This window comes from Lactococcus sp. DD01, assembly GCF_001578715.1.
GTDB lineage: Bacteria > Bacillota > Bacilli > Lactobacillales > Streptococcaceae > Lactococcus > Lactococcus petauri.
The window spans coordinates 1-17,807 of sequence record NZ_KQ968942.1 but is presented as its reverse complement, the minus strand read 5'-3'; the positions used below and the strand labels follow the sequence as shown (position 1 = coordinate 17,807).

Here is a 17,807-nt window from a genome sequence, read left to right as displayed (position 1 = left end):
CCACTCCGTGCATTCGCACGCTCACTCCTTACGCTGCGCACGGAGCTATGCTTACGCTACTGCACGCATTAAATCCAAATAGAGAAAGCTACTTCTCAATAAGTGGAAACTGCTGTCACGCACTACCGTTTGTGAGGGCAGTGCGACCGTGGAAAATTGCTTGCCTTTGGCAAGTGTCCTTCGGACAGACGGACAAGTCCTATAATTTACGCACCGCCGACTGCAGGTTTTAGCAATTTTTTTGAATAAATCTAAGCCACAGGCTTATTGAAATTCTCAAAATCTTTTTTGTACTCCGCTTCATCCGCCAAGATTTCATCGATAGCCGCATTCAAGGTCAACTCTCCTGCTTCTTTGGCAGAAAAGACAGATTGAATGGCATAGTAATCATCTTCAGTATAAGGAGCTTCTTCTCGAATAGAAAAACCCCCTGCAGCTAAACGTTCAATAACTGTTTTTACAGTTTTATTTGGCTGTTCCAATTTGCGACTTAAAGATGTGATAGTATAAGTTTTATCTTCTAGTTGTCCTGCTTCAGCACGTTCCTGCTCTGTATTTGAGATAGGAGGTACTTCAAGCTGAACAGGTTGAACTTCTTCCAACACAGGAAGTTTTGCAAGCTCTGAGATAAAATCATAGCCTTCCGCAATAGGCACAAGTGGACTATAAAATTCTCGTGCCAATTCACCATTATTTGAAACATAGCCACGACCGATTTTCCCTTTAATGTATTTAAAGGTTTTCTTTTCGTTTTCATCCCCAAAAATCATACGATAACCTGAAGCCGTTAAACGACCAACCGCCAAACGTTTCATGAAGTTATCACGGAGTGCTGTTTTAAGATATTCCCCATCAGGGCGTTGCATAGCCAAGATAAGAAATACACCTGAAGCACGGCCTTTTAAGACAATTTGAGTGACCCATTGAATCACTTCATCATATTCTTGGTAAGATAAACTTGCAATGAATGCTGCCCACTCGTCAAAAAGAATAAAGTCAGGAGGTAACCCATAATCTGAATACCTTTTGCCTGGCTTATATTCTGGATGACTGGTCATGGTATCATAGCGCTGATCCATAAATTCAACAGCTTGCCTTAAGCAATTCATCATACTTTCTTTATCGATGAAAACACGGTCTTTAAAAACTGGAACATCCTTTAAACCGACAAAGTCCGAGCGCTTAGGGTCACAGATACTCACTCTACCTACACGAGCTAAGGCTGAGAGTAAGGACATTAAAAGCACTGTCTTACCTCCCCCTGTACCGCCTGCAATCAGTAAATGTGGGTCTGATTCATAATTCCAGTACACCCCATTCATGAGTTTCAAACCTAGTTTCTTATCGATAACAACATCATCAACACCAATTCTATTTCGCTCTCCATCAATCGCAAACACATATTCCACATAAGACCTTTTAGCTAAAACCCTATTTTCATTAATAAAGTTTTGTTCTTGAAAGTCCGCAAAAAAAGTTGTTTCGAGTTCTGCAGAAAGAGATAAGAATTTTTCTTGATGTGTACCTCCATCAATTGGGAAATAAGTATGTAACTCATAAGAATTGGGCTGTTTCACATAGATTCGAGCAAGTTTATGTCGTTCTCTTGTTCCTTTATCTGTTTTAACCGTCACTTTCTCAATAAGATTATGTTGCACCAAATAATTCAATAAGAGCCGTTTATAATTTTTCATAGAAAAACTTCTAAAGTGACTATACGTGAATATGAGCAGACCAAAACCTAAAGAAAAAGCAACAAAAAAAATGCCTGTCAAAACAAGAGCGAGCATTTTAGAATCCATTGCTTGAAAATCTTTATAAAAAGCTGCACTAGGACTACTCAAAATAAGCCCTACAATGCCTACAAAACTTTGACGGTCATATTTATCAGACAGCCTTAACCGAGAACCCTTAGACACATTTTTTTGTCCCATAGGCTATTATTTTTGGTCTGCAGCTTTATTTTCTGATTTATTTTCAGTTTTTGGAGCAGCAGTTGGATTGGAGTGATTAACTTTACTTGCTTTTTCAATACTATCAGCACGGAACTTCACACCATCATAGTAATTTGTACGGTTTTGACCAGCATAAGTCGTTACTTCTTTATCATTCCAGAAGAAAGCAGAACGATTGCCGAGCTTAACTTCATCTTCATAATCAATACCATCAAATTTTGTGGATGCAGGCATTTTCACTTCAATTTGTTCTTCCATAGCTTCAGAGTACAATTTCACATTGTAATAATCCACTTCTTCAGTAATACGGCTCTTGATTTCGCCTTCTTCTGCTTCATAATCTTCAAAAACCATTTGCGGCTCTGCAGACATAAAGAGCAATTTCCCAAGCGCTTTATCAAAATCCGCAATTTCTTCAGTCAATACATTTTGTTTTTCAAATACTGTACTTAATTTCAATGTCATATACATTTCTCCTTTTAGACTAGTTTCAATGATTCGGCATAAATTACATACTCATAAACAAACTTTCCTTTTTGAGTACGATTACGAACTTGTGCCAGTTTAACACCTGTTAACGCTACTTCTTGACGGCGTGTAGGTTTTGCGGCACTAGAGCCTTCGACACGGATTTCAAAGCCTTCTGGATGACGTTTACTTGTGGCATGATATAAGGTATAACCTGATTCAACACCACGTTTTGGAACAATTTCGATTTTTTTATCAACAGTGATTTTTTCACCTAGGAAACTTTTTGCTTTAATTGGAATTTTAATCATTTTTTCTCCTTAAGATTAATGTATTTTTACTAGTTAATGTCATAGCAGACAAAGTTAGGACATCATTTTTTCAGGTTAAATATGAATTTGAAAATTAATAATGGTAATAACACAATTGAAATAACCATAGCCATTAATATAATCACTAAAGAAACATTTTCTTCATCTTCATTTGGCACTTCATAATAATCATAAATCATATTTTCATAACCTCAATAAATATTTACTTAAGACATAAATTTTTTATATGTTGCTTTAACACGTGTTAAAGTCCGTTCTGCATTCAAAAAGCCCCAGTCATTACTGGAAGCTTTTATTTTTTGTAGCTGATCTATCGCTTTTTTATACGACAGTTGCAAGGCTGTTCTTTGGTCATAACGTAAACAACAGTCCATATGAAAATTATCATATATCAAATTGCAACGTCGCTCTATTTCTGTCAAATAGTTTCCTCTCTTATTCTAAATTATTCAACCAGTTCTCACTCTCATGAAAAATCCTTTGAATAACAACTTCATCTGAATAATCAATAAAAAAATACCAATATTTCCATTGGTATTTTTTACGTATTTTTTTATTGTGTTCAAGTAAAGGATAACCTGATGGATTCTTTGAAATACTATCCTTAGCATTTTCAAACTCTCTATCAAATTTTCTTAAAACTTGTCTTGACCTTGTTTGATGATAAAGGAAGTCCCTTAAGCGTTCTAGGTCACGAGCTGCTTTAGTCGATAAACGTACGTTGTTCATCTTTAACCTTTAATCTTCCCAATGCTTCATCAGCATCTACTGTCCCTTCTCTGTAAGCAGAAGATAAGCCCTCCATAAGTTTGCCATCTAGGATAACTTGATTACGGAGTTTTCGCAGTTCATTCTGCATATCATCATATTCTCTTTTAGAAATGGTAACCATTTCCTCACGTGATATATTCAGCATAGCCATAACTTATCTCCTTTACTTTTTCTACTTTGATTATACCATAGCTTTATAACTCTATAAACTGTCCTACTTTCTTTTAGATTTTATCTTTGCGTTATACTTTTTGATTTTCATTGCTTATCGACTACCGCCTTCCGTCTGCCGTACTAGCAAATAGTTCAAGGTTTGAAAAACAAAAAAAGCTCTTTCCACGACCAAGAAGAAAGAGAGCAGTGAAGCCTTTAAGCATTCACTATTGACCGTACAGGAATCGAACCTGTATTTTCTTTGGTACTCTGATGAAAACCAAAGGTGTTTTGCATTAAACTAACAGTCATTATAAAATCAGCTGTAAAAGCCGATTTTTTAAAATTTATAACATATACTATTAAAATATCTTCATCATACATTACTGCCAGTAAAACAAACATTACTCTAGGAGCAACTCATTGACTTAAGTTTCTCTTTATAAATAAAAAAAACAAACACAATCTATTTAGTTGTTCATTGACTTAAGTTTTTACTGTTTTTCAGAACAAGCCCTATCTATTATTTCAGAAGGTCAGATATTCTTTCTTTTCTTTAGATATTTTTGATTGAATTGAGAAAGCGTGGAAGATACCCTGAAACTCAATATCCAGATAATGTAATCAATCGTTCAACATTATCACTATTTCTTTAAATATTTTTGTTTTAGCTGAGAAAGCGTGGATATTATACCCTGAAACTCAGCAGTCTTATTAGTTTTTTGTTTGAGCAACTTGTTAATCCCTTGTCACCAAGAGCAAGAAAGGCACGGACTTTTAGGATAACAAACGCAATGAAAGTCGGTTTGGTTTCCGATTCACACGAGTTCTTCTGCTATTGCATAATGCTAGCATGAATCCTATATCCCAAAGGGCAGTTTCCTGCCACCTTTATACTCCTTCAGATTTTCTAGGCTCTCCTATCTCTCTGAAGTTGCTCCGCTCAGTCGTATCTTTCATTCACCTGCAGAGTCTGATACACATTATCTCACCTTTTACAGCTTCTTTACTGTTGCGTAACCACCATCAGTCAATTAATCACACTTGAAGCAAATACTTCTTCATGCTATAATAGTAGTGTTCATGTACTATTAGTAGCACAATTAGGTTTAACTTTTTTGTTTTACTTAATTGAGTTATTTATAATGTTGCAAAAGCTCCATTTATTGGGGCTATTTGCTTATTTATTTTGTAGAATTATTTTCTACATTTATTATTGTAGCATTCAATTCTACATATGTCAAGAAATAAATCAAAAAAATTATTTTTTATTTTAAAGGAGATAGTATGCTCTACGAACGACTTACAAAATTGATTGAAGAAACCGGAAAATCAATGAATCAAATTGAAACTGAATTGGATTACCCTCGGAATACCCTCCAAAGCTACAAACGCTCAAAACCTTCTGCAAAAAGATTAGAAGAAATTGCTAAATATTTTGGTGTAAGCACTGATTATCTTCTTGGGCGTAAAGAAAATAGAACAGATATTGATTTAACTGAAGAAGAAAACGAAGTTATTGCTGCTTTTCGTCTGGATAATAATAATATGAGCTTAGAAGAACAAGCCGAATATAATGAAGCCATTAAAGAAATGATGGCAATAGCAAAACGACTTTTAAACGACGATTCTAAATGGAAAAAATAAGTTATTTTTATGAAACAATTCGAATATCGAGCAGTAAGTCCTACATTTTATAATCAATGTCTTACAAAAGCCAATATACTTTTAAAGCAAATATCTGAAACTTTAAATAAACCTAAAATAAAAATAACTCCTTTAGATATAATTGAATTTTTTGAAATAAATTATAATATCCTTTTCACTTTCTTTGAAGAAGCACCTTCACACAATATAAATAAATTTGAAGGTCTGGTACGAAATTCTAGCTTCGAATGTGTAAACATTAAATTAGCTAATCGTCTGCCAGGATTTACTTACCCTAGTAATGGAAGAATCGTTATTATGGTTAATCAAACTTTGCCACGTTCTCGAGTTATTTATACAATTCTTCATGAACTTTGTCATTTATACTTCCATAACATAGAAGAAAATAAAAAATATTTGCTTCAAAATTCTATGGAATTTATTCTAATAGTGTCCTCCCATATGAAGATGAAGCGAATGTTATTACTTCCATTTTATTCTGTCCTACGACTAAACTAGAATCATTATTTTATAATAATTATTCTTTTAATAAAATAGCCTTAGTAACTAATATGAGCAATAAAGCGCTACATAATCGACTAATAAATTATTTATATTATATTTTGAGACTTCCTCGCCCACAAGCCTTAGAACTTGTACTAGGACTTAAGAATAATAATCAAAAAGCTTCTGATAAAATAAAATATCTTGTACTACAGAAAAATACAAAACACTCAATTGACAATAGCCCTCCAATTAAAATCAGTAACGGAAACTTCATAAATAAAACAGCCTGTTCATCCTTTTTAAAACGCCTATCCATTAATGAACTAATTCTAGAACTGGAATATGCACACTCTACACGTAATCATTTACTCGAACAACTTATTATGGAAGAATATTATATAAAACAAACAAACTAAAAAAACGCTAAAATTAGCGCTTTTTTAGTTTATTAATATCTCTTTGCATCGCATTTTGTTTATTACTCATCAATAATTGAGAAACTAAAGCTAAATTTTGTTTGCGTTGAATCATATTTTGTTGGTTTTGAATATTATCCAACTTTTGTTGTTGCTCTTGTTGAAATCTTCTATTCCTTAAAACTTGAAATGCTTCTTTCAGGTTATCAGCTTGTTGTGTTTTTATCAAATTATACAGAGTTGATACATCTTGAAAGTTATAAAATTCTTTAGGAAACACTGTTTCATATTTTTTATAATCAGCAACAAAAGGCTGTAGTTTTAAAGAATCCTGCTCTCTTGAAAAGAATAACTCTTCATTTCTTCATTTCTTCTTTTCAATTCATCATGTCTCTTTATACTACCAACATATTTTTTTAATAAAAATAGCCCTATACCTCCCAAAAAGAATATCAGAATCCCAGCAATTATATAAAGAGGAATTACATTTATATTTTGATCTATCTTCATATTATGAGCTGCTAAGAAAACTTTACTTCCCTCAGTAAATGCTAAAAAAATAAAAATAATACCGCTAATAAGAAAAATTGGCCTTTTTCGTTTCCCTACTTCTTGAAATCCATATACTTTCGTCTCAAAATCATAAAATGGTTTTAATACACTACCAACTTTACCTAGGTACTTCAATGTATCTTCTCTTGTATCCATTCCATATCTTCCTTTATTTTATAAGTTTCAGTACACACATATTTTCATTGCTTAGTTAATTTTAATTTTCGATTATACACAGCTTCCTCAAAGGATTTGATTATAGCTTTTTGAAAATGCCTTATCCATATCATCAGTTTTCTCAGAATAACTTACTTTTTTCTCAAATGTACCATGTACAATAATTCTATTCACTGCTCCTGGATCAGCACAAGTCACTAAAGTTATTTCAGTTTTCCCAACATGATCCTCAATAACTTCTGAATGCTCTGGTGAAACGACAGATACATTATCAATGCGATACTGATAAATGTCTTCTTTGTCTGTAACATAAATCACCATTCCCTTTTTTGCATGTTCTAAAGGTGTAAAAAGTAAATCCGTATTACTATTAAATCCTGTAACGTTATGACTTGCTAAGGCATAATTCCCTTGCCCCATAATTTGATTTTCTTTCATTGTGCCTGCACCATATGCTACATTTTCATTGGCTAAACCTTTAAATATTGGAAGGTTAATTCCTACTTCTGGAATTGCAATCCCACCAATAACTGGCATATGTTGCGCATTGAGTTGACTACTTGCAATACTCTCTGAACTAATTGGCTTTACTCCATCAAAATCAAAGCTCGCTTTTGCTTTCTCATTATCTTTAATAGCTTCTCGAGACACTTTGTTGACTTGATAATGATTGATATTTTTACTAATAAAAAAATTTCTAATCGGTTTATTAAATACGAGAACTAAACCCACTATAAACAACAAAATAATAAAAATATTGATAACCTTATTCTTCCATGTTTTATTTTTTGTTTTCCTTCTCTCGGATCTCATCTTCATTCTAAACTCTTCCTATTCTTCTTGAAATACATCCACTTAATGATCATTTACATAAAAAACAAATGATTTCTTTTATAACAAATATTAGTCTTATAATATCAAAAGACTCTATAATTATAGAGCCTTACCTAATAGAACAGACCCTTATTATAACATATTTTATTATACTTCAAATCGACGGTAAGCCCGTGAGGTAAATTTCCTAATCTCTTCTGAATTAAATCCAATCATCAATTTATTTTCATCCAGAATAATTGGCACTTTTAATAAATCCGTATGAACGAGTGATTAGTTTTTATTTGTTGAAATAAGAAATACTATAAAAATATTAATTTTCATTATATTGAACAATAATGTCTTGTGCAATTTTTACTGAGGGATCAACTTCTAGTATTTGTTTTGCGTATTTAATTGCATCGTCTTTAGATAAGAGGCGATCTGGAATATTGTGATAAAACAATATTAATTCTTTATAGTACATGTTCTCAGGGTCAAACATCATTGCTTTTTTTAAATGATTGAAAGCCACTGAGTATGCTCCAGAAATCCAAGCAAAAGGAAAACTTAATAATGATGAAGCAATTTCATTGAGTTTAGCATTATCGTTTTCAAATATTAAATATAAAATAAAAAAGTAAGGTGAAAGGTTGTCAGAATCAATCCCCCCCATATCCATCAACTCGTTTTCTAAAAGGTCATAATCTTTAATATCTATATATTTTTTTGCAATTGTAAAATCTCCATCTATAATTGCTTTCTTAAATTTTTCTATGTTCATAGTAGAACCTTCTTTCTTCGAAAGTATTAATATTTAACCCATGCATCAGAAATGGCAATTTTGCCATTAGATAATTTTTGATAGGTTACTTCAACAGTTTTGCCATTAATTGTTAATGTTTTTTTAAATGCTTTTCCTGAAATTTCTTCAATTCCGTTTTGCATAACCTCAGCAACAAGCGGTTTCACGTTTTCCCAAATTGGAGGATTGACTACTTTTTCCCAATCATGATGCCCTTGCATAATGTGGTGAACTTTGTTAGGTTGTAATTTATCGACTTCAGTCGCAAATTTTCCGCTTGCTTGCTCTGTCTTCCACATGTCCTTAAATGCTTCAAGTTCCTTTTCTGTAAGACCTGCAGTTTTCCCGATTTTATTTAAATCAACTGCAATTTCTCCTCCTGCTTCAAGCAATTTCGCAGTTTCCATAGCTTTTGCTAGTTTTACAGCTTTTGAAGCTGGGAAATAGGTTAACAGAATTGAAAATAGACTCATTCCATCTTGTGCAAAGCTCGAATTTGGATCTAAGAGAGTTTTCACATCATTGATACAGAGAAGCTCTGCAAGGACATCTGGCGCAAGTTTCTTGAAATTAGCCCAGCCCATTTTTTGCATAGCCCAACGTGCATTGGCTGTTTTTTCTTTATCTAATTTCCCATTCACATAAATTTCAGGGTAACTTTCACCCATTCCATTCATCGATGTCCACTTAACAGTAATATTTTCTGGCTTGGTTGTTGTATCTTTTGAAAGACTAGAACTTAGTTTTTGTTTTTGAAGATTGGATAACCATGACATATTCGCTCCTGCAGGGAAAGTGATTGTGCCGTCCGAACTTGCTTTGGATTGATTAATAATATCAACGCCTTGCAAAGCATACTTAAAGGATTGCATACTGTCCGTGAAGAGTGAGTTTGTTAGGCTCGCAAATTTTTGAAGGGCTTGGATTTTCTTTTCATAATCAGATTTCAATTGTTTTAGATTTTCAAGTTGTTGCTCAAGTCCCGGTATCTCTGCTAATCCCTGTGCAAGTTCATCAAATCCCCCAGACATAAACTTTTTAAGTATTTTTTTATCCTCTTCAATCTTTTGCTCGACAAGATGAATCATTTGATTTACATTGTTAAGCATGTGTGTGAGGTACTCCTCATCAAGACGACTATCTAAGGCTCGAACTTCTTGTTCAGCTTTCTTGTAGCTGTCAAGGTCACCTTGAATATCGTTGATTGCCAAACTCAGTTTTTGAATCATCGGTGTAATCTTCGATTGGAAGAGGGTTTGTCCTGCACGATAGGCTGCACCAGATAATGTGCCAGAATCAATGACAGAATTAAGATGCTGTGTTCCTCGATTGACTTTTTCAAAAATCTGTTTAGCACTTTTGAGATTTTCAGAGAGTGTCTGAATGAGATTATCAGAATCCCCACTGTTATAAATTACCATTCAAGTTTGTTCCTTTCTTGCTGGAGTCTGTCAAGATTTTCTTCTTTTTTCCGTTTCGTTTTTTGTCCGATATCTTCAAAAGTTTCATTTTGACGATTTATTCCAGAGAAGAGAGCATGTTGTACTTCTAACAATAAGGAGTGTTCCTTGGCACCCTGTTTAGTATTGGAATCTATAAGCGCCTCTGTGTCACTCATGAGGTTATTCATTCCCCTAATGACCTGCGCATTGTTCTCCTCAACACTATAACTCATACGAGTGAGTTCCTCTAACTCTTCTTCATTTTGATTAATTTTCTGGTTAAGCTTTGCACGTTGGCTGGCATTCTTATCCTTTAGTTTTTTGGGAGACACAGAAACTATTTTCTGAGCAGAGGTATCTTCTGATTTTTTTATAACCTGACTTGTCCAAATTTCCGATAAGGACTTAGGAAAAGCTCCTTCCGCAAGAGCTTTCTTCTTTCCTTCTTCAAAAAGTCGATCCGTTTCATGTTTAAAGTCTGGAATTTTATTATCAAAGTAAGTTTTAGTATACTCTTCAAAGGTCATCTTTTCTTTAATGAAATGTTCATGAACAAATGCAAGGGCTTCTTTAGGTAAGTCCTTCCAAGTGAAAGAGCTAAAATTATCGGCTTCATATAAAATTTTAGGCATATTTTCCTCTAATTCCAATTTTTAGCATCTTGATTATCACGTTCTTCAATACTTTGCGCCAGCTCTGGGAATTTATTGGCTTGTGTGAGCACACAAGAAATGACTTGGGAAACATCTCCCATAAGTGAGTTGGCTAATTGCTTGCCATTAAGCATAGACGAAACTGTACTTTCTCCAAAATCTACTGTTTTAGATGTGGTTATCCCTTTAAGTCCAGTTAGTTCTGAAATTGCATTTTGAGCATCGACAGTACTCGATTTTATTTTTCCTGAGCTCATTTAAACTCCTAGATATTATTTTATTTTTATTATATCAACAAAAGTCCTTTTTTTCATCTGATACACAATACAATTTTTTAGATAGTATTTTCTCCCAATGTAAAAATACTCCTTTACAAATTAACACAATAAAAAATTGCTAAATATTTTACAGTTTAGCAACCCTTTATTTTATAAATTTTAAACACAAAAAAAATTACTCTTGCTTGGTTAGTTTCTTGGTTAGTATTTTTTATTGACAGCTATTAAAGCCTTATTACTCGTAGTTATACATACATATATTTCATAAGTTCATTATAGCAGAAAAGCTGTTTTACTACCTTCTCCTTTATACTCAAATAAAAAAAACGACCAGAAGGTCATTTTTCTATTGCTTATGCTTTCTTGACAACAGATCCCTTCAATCCAATGGCCCCAAAACCATCAATTTTTGAATCAATATAGTGTTCATTTTTCCCAAATTCATTGATACGTATGTTTTTAACTTTTGTACCTTTTTTAATGGACTTTGGCATTCCCTTTACTGGAAGATCTTGTATGATAATTACAGCATCCCCATCAGCTAAAGGTTGTCCGACACTGTCAAGCACAACAAATTTATCTGCTTCTAAATCTGCTTGTGTAAATTCGTTGCCGCATTCTGAGCATCCAAATGTCGTGTCTGAGAGTTCATAAGTATATTCACTTGAACAAGTTGGGCATTTAGGTGTTTCCATTTTTTCTCCATTTTCTGTTTTTTTTATTGTTTATTATGTGTTTAATCTACTTTATAGTAAATTGCTTCTTGTATTCCTAATTTTTGTCTCTCTGGTAAGTTCTGTACACTTGGACCAAAAGTGTTGGACAACCAAATACGAGGTTTCGCTTTGTCTGTATCTGCCCAATCATAACCTGTTGGAATAAAGGAGAGTCCCGCTCCAGCAGGAGAGCCTTCAGGATTGCTATTTACCATAAGGAATCCTTGATTTTGCGGATTATCTGCTGATAGAGTAGTCAGAATAAGTCTGGTTTTCTGTTCACCCTCCACTATGTAACACTGATTAGTTTCAAAAGTTAGTGTGCTGCCTGCCAAATTTTTCCAAGTGCCTTGCACACTTGAATAATCTCCTTGAGCAATTTGTTCTAAATTCATCTCAGCATTTAAGCTTGTCAATCTGGCAGAATCGATTAGCCTGGAAGCTATTTCTTCAGTAACTTGTTTAGCTGTGGGGGTTTCAAAATAATCTGCAAGAACCGTATCTATCCTTGTTACTTGCTCTTCTGTTTCCCATGTTTCAGCATTGATGTAGTTATATTTAATCATCGTTTGGTTAATTTTCACATTAACCTTATGGATAATTTTGTTTGAATCATACCACTCTATTGTACCATCATCAATATCCCCTGTCATTGCCATATGGTCCGATGATAAAATTGTGGACTGAGGATTTAATTTAGCATAGGACTGAGCCAATAAAGCAATTTGTTGGTTAAGAGCTAAACCCTTCCATTCCGTTAAAGCTGTCTGTATCGGATCTGATTTACTCCCTTGAGTTGAACTCATCTTCATCTTTGAACTTTCTGAAGTTTTATGATGATTTAAAGCCCGCGAGGTATCTTTTTTAGGTGTTGAATAGACAACAACAATCAGGAATATAGCTATGCCAACAAGTAAAAGACCCGTAAGGATACTTCCAAAAATAACTCTTCGCTTTTTCGAATTTTTATCCATAATCCAATTCCTGCTTTCTCAACCACTACTCCCTATAGTGTACTATATTATGAAAAAAATCTCAAAGACGCTCTAAAAAATAAAGACAACAAAAAAACAGAGGAGCTAAGCTTCTCTGTTTCTAACGTTAAATAACAGAATTATTTAGCGATTTTAGCGAAGTATTCAAGTGTACGAACGAGGTTAGATGTGTAAGACATTTCGTTATCGTACCAAGCAACTGTTTTAACCAATTGAACGCCGTCAGCTGTAGTAACTTCAGTTTGAGTAGCGTCAAAGAGTGAAGAGTTAGAGATACCTACGATATCAGATGAAACGATTTCATCTTCGTTGTAACCGTAAGATTCGTTAGATGCTGCTTTCATAGCTGCATTTACTTCTTCAACAGTAACTTCTTTATCAAGAACTGATACAAGTTCTGTCAATGAACCAGTTGGAACTGGTACACGTTGTGCGTGACCTTGAAGTTTACCATTCAATTCTGGCAATACAAGACCGATAGCTTTAGCAGCACCTGTTGAGTTAGGTACGATGTTTTCAGCTGCAGCACGTGCACGACGGAAGTCACCACCACGGTGTGGGCCATCAAGAGTCATTTGGTCACCAGTGTAACCGTGGATAGTTGTCATTGTACCAACTTTAAGACCGAAGTTTTTGTTCAAAGCATCAGCCATTGGTGCGAGACAGTTAGTAGTACATGATGCACCAGAGATAACTGTTTCTTCACCAGTCAAGATTTCGTGGTTAGTGTTGAAAACGATAGTTTTAACATCGTTTCCACCAGGTGCTGTGATAACAACTTTTTTAGCACCGTTAGCGTGCAAGTGTTGTTCAGCTTTTTCTTTAGTTGCGAAGAAACCAGTTGCTTCAAGAACGATTTCTGCACCATCTTCAGCCCAGTTGATGTTAGCTGGGTTAGCTTCTGCAGTAACTTTTACAAATTTACCGTTAACTTCGAAACCACCATCTTTAACTTCAACTTCACCGTCGAAACGACCTTGAGTTGTGTCATATTTCAACAAGTGAGCAAGCATTGCTGGATCTGTAAGGTCGTTGATTGCTACTACTTCAACACCTTCAACGTTTTGAATACGACGGAAAGCAAGACGACCGATACGTCCGAAACCGTTAATACCAACTTTAACTACCATGAGTAAGTCTCCTTATAGGTTTAAAATTTTGTTTATAGAGAAATTCTCTATCACTAAGTTAATCATTTAACTTACTCTTACATTTTAACACTTTTTTGAGATTTTGCAAACATAAAAGCCGGAAAATAGGCACAACCGTGGGAACGAAGAGGAAAACGTTTACATTTGTCTACTTCCTTATATTTCTAATAAAAAAATAACAGTTTTGCCACTGTTATTATTTTCCGAAAAGTTTGGCAAAGAAGCCTTTTTCTGATTCAGCCTTCATTTCAAGTAAAAACTGATTATTATCACTCAAAGATTTTTCCATCAGTTCTTGTTGACGGTTGATTTGCTTATCTTTTTCTGCAATTTGTGCATCTTTGGCCATCAATTGCTGATTTAGACGGTCAATTTCTGCATTCTTGTCTTTCATCAGGTTTGAAACCAACTCAAAAACAGCTGTGTCCGTTGGCGCTGTTGAAAGTTCTTGTGTTTCATCTTTACCATCAACAACTTCCGCCTGCGCTGTCACAACTTTGCCATAAAGGCGTTCAAGTTCATGAATACCGCCTTCGTTAATTACAGTAACATTTTTTTCATTTTTCTCTACATATTGCTCGTCTAGCTGCTTGATGCGTTTATTCATCGCTTGGCGAGTCACACCAAAAAGTTCTGCAAGTTCACTTACTGTTTTCGTTTCCATATCTACCATAATACCACATTTTTAGCTATTTATACAGCTTTTTCTGAATGCTAAATCGTTTTGTAATAAATGATAAAAATATTATAATTCTATTATAAAACATTTTATAAATATGACAAAAGTAGAATAGAGGATTTATGAATTATAAGAAAAGTAATATAAAAAAGATTAAAGAGTACTATAAAACAAGCGCTTCAGAGGGTTTAAATAAAAAACAAGTTACTGCTCACCGAGCCAAATACGGCAGCAATGTTTTTCAAGAAGCCAAAGAAAAAAGTATTTTTCAAAAGCTTTTGAAACATCTACTTGAGGTAATGAATCTTGTTTTAATCATTGTCTCAGTTCCTGCTTTTTACCTATCGATGGATACTGGAAACTTCACCAAACCAATCGTTATTCTGTTAATCGTGGTCATCAATGTCATCGTTGCCCACATGCAAGAGGAACGTGCCGAAACCGCCTTATCCGCCCTCAAGAAATTATCGGCTCCAAATTCTACGGTTATACGTGAAGGGAAGCTCAGCACAATTCCTTCTGAGCAATTGGTTGTCGGTGATTTGCTTCAACTGAGCGCTGGAGAACAGGTTGGTGCTGATGTTCGTCTCCTTTCAGCAAATAGCTTACAAGTCGATGAATCCTCCCTAACAGGAGAGTCTGAACCAATAGAAAAAGATGCTTCACGTGAGATCCTCGAAGATGTGCCTTTGGGAGACCAAGTGAACATGGTTTTCTCGGGAACAAATGTGCTTAACGGTACAGCTCAGGGAATTGTTGTAGCTACAGGAATGAAAAGTCAGATGGGACAAATTGCCCAACTTTTAGAAGACCAGGTTAAAGGGAAAACACCTTTACAAAAACGTATTGATTCTCTGGCAAAACGCCTTGCTGCAATTGCTTTTGGTGCAGGGGCAATCATCTTTATTGTCAACTTATTGCACGGTGGCATTCCCTTCAGTGAAAATATGATGACGGCTGTTATTCTTGGTATTGCTGCCGTGCCGGAAACTCTTCCTGTCATCGTGACCTTATCACTCGTTTATGGTGTAGAAAATATGGCATATAAAAAAGCCATTATTCGTAACATTCCTGCTGTTGAAACCCTGGGAAATGCTTCGGTCATTGCTTCCGATAAAACAGGAACACTTACTCAAAACCAGATGACTATTCAACGGCTTTGGGTACAGGGAGAAGATATTTGGCATAAGGACCAACTCTCTGATAAAGAAAAAGATTTAATTTACAAGTTTGGTTTAGTATCTAATGCAACAGCCGTAAAAGACGAGGGGAAATGGGTAACATACGGCGATCCAACAGAAACAGCCATCATCAACTTCCTTATCGCACATAACTCTTATCATCCTGATAAAAATCCCCCACGTCTCTTAGAACTTCCTTTTTGATTCGACCAGAAAAAAAATGACGGTTGTTGTATCTAACGAAAGCGGGGGCTACCTCGTTATTACAAAAGGAGCCTTTGATCGGCTTGTCCCTAATCACTTTAGCAAAGCACATAATATTCACGACACCTTTGCAGAAAATGCCTTGCGTGTCCTCGCACTTTCCTACAAAGTAATTGAAGAGATTCCAGAAAACCATCAAAGCTTGGAAGAAGACCAAACATTCTTAGGAATAATTGGAATGATTGATCCTCCAAGGCCCGAAAGTAAACATGCTGTAGCCGAAGCCCGTACTGCTGGAATTATTCCTGTAATGATTACAGGGGATCATGCCTTAACTGCTAAAGCAATCGCACAGGAACTTGATATTTATCTCGTGAAGGAGACTAGGTCGTAGACGGCATTACCTTGGCAAACATGACAGATGAGGACCTCAAGGAAAAGATTGAAAAAATTTCAGTCTATGCACGTGTCTCGCCTGAAGACAAGCTCCGGATTGTTAAAGCATGGCAGGATAAAAAACATATAGTTGCCATGACCGGTGACGGTGTCAATGATGCTCCCTCTCTACGAGCAGCAGATGTCGGAACCGCAATGGGAATCGCCGGAACAGAAGTGGCCAAAAATGCCTCTGACATCATCTTAGGCGACGATAACTTTGCAACTATTGTTAGTGCAATTGCTGAAGGCCGCCGTGTTTACATTAATATTAAAAGAACAATTTATTATCTTCTATCTGCCAATGTTGCCGAAATCCTTATTATGCTATTTGGGGCTATTATTGGTTGGGGTCTGCCACTTACAGGTATGCAGCTTCTCTATATCAATGTTCTCGCAGATGGTATTCCTGGATTTGGCTTAAGTCGAGAAACCTCTGATAAGTATATTATGAAAAAACCACCAATCGATGTAAACGAAAGTCTCTTCTCTAGAGGTGTTTCACAACGTATTCTCACATCCTCCACAACCTTTATCATTATTTCGCTTATCGGATTCTATCTTGGTAGATTTGTAGAGATAGCGGGAACTACTCCAAGTATGCAAGTCGGACAATCGATGACATTTCTCGTTCTTGCCCTCGCTTCAACCTACCATATCTTTAATGCTCGGAGTAACGATTCTATATTTAAAGATGGTTTATATTCAAATAAAACAATTTTCTTGACAACCATTATATCCTTAATCATAACCTTTGTCTTCACACTTACACCCTTACGAACATTCATTGATGTAGTACCTCTCACAACAACACACTGGCTTATCGCTATACTCCTCTCTCTCGTGATTTTCATCGTGATAGAAATTGAAAAGTTCATTATCAAAAAACTCAACAAAACTTTTCTTGCCTAAACATATTACACCACTTTTACTTTTTGTGAAAGTGGTTTTTACATTTAGATAAAAACAAAAAAGACCTAAGAATACTTAGATCTTTTATTTTATGCCGAAGGCCGGGGTCGAACCGGCACTCCCGTGAAGGAACCAGATTTTGAGTCTGGCGCGTCTGCCTATTCCGCCACTTCGGCAACAGACTTTTCCAAATAAAATATTTGAACTGGGGTAGCTGGATTCGAACCAACGCATGAGGGAGTCAAAGTCCCTTGCCTTACCGCTTGGCTATACCCCATTAAAAGGGCGGATGACGGGAATCGAACCCGCGAGTGCCAGCGCCACAAGCTGGTGTGTTAACCACTTCACCACATCCGCCATAATACAAACACGGGCAGCAGGAATTGAACCCACACCAAAGGTTTTGGAGACCTTTGTACTACCTTTATACTATGCCCGTAAAACTATGGAAGGGGAGGGATTCGAACCCCCGAACCCGAAGGAGCGGATTTACAGTCCGCCGCGTTTAGCCTCTTCGCTACCCTTCCGATATTTAATTGTCATTGAATATATTATAACATATTCA

Annotated in this window: 20 protein-coding genes, 5 tRNA genes and 3 pseudogenes; 4 read left to right on the top strand and 24 right to left on the bottom strand. The window is 35.4% G+C overall.

Features of this window, described 5'->3' with window-relative positions; translation table 11 throughout:
• Positions 1–251 precede the first annotated feature (251 nt).
• The 7 genes and pseudogenes from LACDD01_RS09835 to LACDD01_RS11895 all read right to left on the bottom strand — a co-directional run bounded on the left by LACDD01_RS09835 (position 252) and on the right by LACDD01_RS11895 (position 3,990).
• The gene (locus tag LACDD01_RS09835) at positions 252–1,934 is read right to left on the bottom strand and encodes an FtsK/SpoIIIE domain-containing protein (protein WP_061414848.1); all 1,683 of its coding nucleotides are present in this window, start codon (positions 1,932–1,934) and stop codon (positions 252–254) included.
• Positions 1,935–1,940: 6 nt separating this feature from the next.
• Positions 1,941–2,420 carry a DUF961 family protein gene (locus LACDD01_RS09830; RefSeq protein ID WP_061414841.1) on the bottom strand — a complete coding sequence of 160 codons (480 nt, stop codon included), beginning with the start codon at positions 2,418–2,420 and terminating at the stop codon, positions 1,941–1,943.
• 14 nt (positions 2,421–2,434) lie between these two features.
• Positions 2,435–2,734, bottom strand: a complete 300-nt coding sequence (locus LACDD01_RS09825) for a hypothetical protein (RefSeq protein WP_061414838.1) — start codon at positions 2,732–2,734, stop codon at positions 2,435–2,437.
• Positions 2,735–2,961: 227 nt separating this feature from the next.
• Positions 2,962–3,177 carry a hypothetical protein gene (locus LACDD01_RS09820; protein ID WP_023889147.1) on the bottom strand — a complete coding sequence of 72 codons (216 nt, stop codon included), beginning with the start codon at positions 3,175–3,177 and terminating at the stop codon, positions 2,962–2,964.
• Between the two features lie 13 nt (positions 3,178–3,190).
• Positions 3,191–3,484, bottom strand: coding sequence for a type II toxin-antitoxin system RelE/ParE family toxin (locus LACDD01_RS09815; protein WP_061414834.1), 294 nt, complete (start codon positions 3,482–3,484; stop codon positions 3,191–3,193).
• Positions 3,459–3,677, bottom strand: coding sequence for a hypothetical protein (locus tag LACDD01_RS09810; RefSeq protein WP_061414831.1), 219 nt, complete (start codon positions 3,675–3,677; stop codon positions 3,459–3,461). The genes LACDD01_RS09815 and LACDD01_RS09810 overlap by 26 nt, the downstream gene beginning before the upstream one ends.
• Before the next feature lie 232 nt (positions 3,678–3,909).
• Positions 3,910–3,990, bottom strand: a pseudogene (locus LACDD01_RS11895).
• A gap of 976 nt (positions 3,991–4,966) precedes the next feature.
• On the opposite strand from LACDD01_RS11895, the gene LACDD01_RS09800 reads away from it, so the two are divergent.
• Genes LACDD01_RS09800 through LACDD01_RS12460 form a run of 3 tightly spaced genes read left to right on the top strand, consistent with a single transcriptional unit; the run spans position 4,967 to position 6,249 of the window.
• Complete coding sequence (locus LACDD01_RS09800) at positions 4,967–5,326, top strand: helix-turn-helix domain-containing protein (RefSeq protein ID WP_061414825.1); 360 nt, start codon at positions 4,967–4,969, stop codon at positions 5,324–5,326.
• Between the two features lie 9 nt (positions 5,327–5,335).
• Positions 5,336–5,845, top strand: a complete 510-nt coding sequence (locus LACDD01_RS12465; protein WP_231863435.1) for a SprT-like domain-containing protein — start codon at positions 5,336–5,338, stop codon at positions 5,843–5,845.
• A 53-nt stretch (positions 5,846–5,898) separates the two neighbouring features.
• Entirely contained in the window at positions 5,899–6,249 is a 351-nt protein-coding gene (locus LACDD01_RS12460) for a hypothetical protein (protein WP_231863434.1), read from the top strand.
• A 13-nt stretch (positions 6,250–6,262) separates the two neighbouring features.
• Here LACDD01_RS12460 and LACDD01_RS12455 read toward each other — a convergent pair whose 3' ends face one another.
• From LACDD01_RS12455 to LACDD01_RS09745, 12 genes and pseudogenes are all read right to left on the bottom strand, one after another.
• On the bottom strand, positions 6,263–6,529 hold the full coding sequence (locus LACDD01_RS12455; protein ID WP_231863433.1) for a hypothetical protein: 267 nt from the start codon (positions 6,527–6,529) through the stop codon (positions 6,263–6,265).
• A 41-nt stretch (positions 6,530–6,570) separates the two neighbouring features.
• Positions 6,571–6,957, bottom strand: a complete 387-nt coding sequence (locus LACDD01_RS12450; RefSeq protein WP_231863432.1) for a hypothetical protein — start codon at positions 6,955–6,957, stop codon at positions 6,571–6,573.
• 87 nt (positions 6,958–7,044) lie between these two features.
• Positions 7,045–7,791 carry a class A sortase gene (locus LACDD01_RS09785; RefSeq protein WP_061414958.1) on the bottom strand — a complete coding sequence of 249 codons (747 nt, stop codon included), beginning with the start codon at positions 7,789–7,791 and terminating at the stop codon, positions 7,045–7,047.
• A 168-nt stretch (positions 7,792–7,959) separates the two neighbouring features.
• Positions 7,960–8,064 (bottom strand): annotated as a pseudogene (locus LACDD01_RS11655) (hypothetical protein); the annotation flags it as partial.
• Between the two features lie 61 nt (positions 8,065–8,125).
• Positions 8,126–8,575 (bottom strand): hypothetical protein, encoded by a 450-nt coding sequence (locus LACDD01_RS09780; protein ID WP_061414822.1) that lies wholly within the window; start codon positions 8,573–8,575, stop codon positions 8,126–8,128.
• 26 nt (positions 8,576–8,601) lie between these two features.
• Positions 8,602–10,017 (bottom strand): polymorphic toxin type 35 domain-containing protein, encoded by a 1,416-nt coding sequence (locus tag LACDD01_RS09775; RefSeq protein ID WP_061414820.1) that lies wholly within the window; start codon positions 10,015–10,017, stop codon positions 8,602–8,604.
• Positions 10,011–10,670, bottom strand: coding sequence for a hypothetical protein (locus LACDD01_RS09770; protein WP_061414817.1), 660 nt, complete (start codon positions 10,668–10,670; stop codon positions 10,011–10,013). Before LACDD01_RS09770 ends, LACDD01_RS09775 begins: the two co-directional genes overlap by 7 nt.
• Before the next feature lie 8 nt (positions 10,671–10,678).
• Entirely contained in the window at positions 10,679–10,948 is a 270-nt protein-coding gene (locus LACDD01_RS09765) for a hypothetical protein (RefSeq protein WP_061414815.1), read from the bottom strand.
• 374 nt (positions 10,949–11,322) lie between these two features.
• Complete coding sequence (locus LACDD01_RS09760) at positions 11,323–11,664, bottom strand: zinc ribbon domain-containing protein YjdM (RefSeq protein ID WP_019335732.1); 342 nt, start codon at positions 11,662–11,664, stop codon at positions 11,323–11,325.
• Between the two features lie 41 nt (positions 11,665–11,705).
• Positions 11,706–12,659 (bottom strand): DUF6287 domain-containing protein, encoded by a 954-nt coding sequence (locus tag LACDD01_RS09755; RefSeq protein WP_061414812.1) that lies wholly within the window; start codon positions 12,657–12,659, stop codon positions 11,706–11,708.
• 140 nt (positions 12,660–12,799) lie between these two features.
• Positions 12,800–13,810 (bottom strand): type I glyceraldehyde-3-phosphate dehydrogenase, encoded by a 1,011-nt coding sequence (gap, locus tag LACDD01_RS09750; RefSeq protein WP_003133076.1) that lies wholly within the window; start codon positions 13,808–13,810, stop codon positions 12,800–12,802.
• Between the two features lie 217 nt (positions 13,811–14,027).
• Positions 14,028–14,504: a DUF536 domain-containing protein gene (locus LACDD01_RS09745; protein WP_019291465.1), complete on the bottom strand. Its 477-nt coding sequence runs from the start codon at positions 14,502–14,504 to the stop codon at positions 14,028–14,030.
• Between the two features lie 128 nt (positions 14,505–14,632).
• Here LACDD01_RS09745 and LACDD01_RS12670 point away from each other — a divergent pair.
• Positions 14,633–17,242, top strand: a pseudogene (locus LACDD01_RS12670) (cation-translocating P-type ATPase).
• A gap of 92 nt (positions 17,243–17,334) precedes the next feature.
• Here LACDD01_RS12670 and LACDD01_RS09735 read toward each other — a convergent pair.
• The 5 genes from LACDD01_RS09735 to LACDD01_RS09715 all read right to left on the bottom strand — a co-directional run bounded on the left by LACDD01_RS09735 (position 17,335) and on the right by LACDD01_RS09715 (position 17,769).
• Positions 17,335–17,418 (bottom strand) — tRNA-Leu (locus tag LACDD01_RS09735).
• Positions 17,419–17,447: 29 nt separating this feature from the next.
• Positions 17,448–17,519: transfer RNA gene (locus LACDD01_RS09730), tRNA-Gln, on the bottom strand.
• Positions 17,520–17,526: 7 nt separating this feature from the next.
• A tRNA-His gene (locus tag LACDD01_RS09725) sits at positions 17,527–17,599 on the bottom strand.
• Between the two features lie 11 nt (positions 17,600–17,610).
• Positions 17,611–17,681: transfer RNA gene (locus LACDD01_RS09720), tRNA-Trp, on the bottom strand.
• A 7-nt stretch (positions 17,682–17,688) separates the two neighbouring features.
• Positions 17,689–17,769, bottom strand: a tRNA-Tyr gene (locus LACDD01_RS09715).
• Positions 17,770–17,807: the final 38 nt, after the last annotated feature.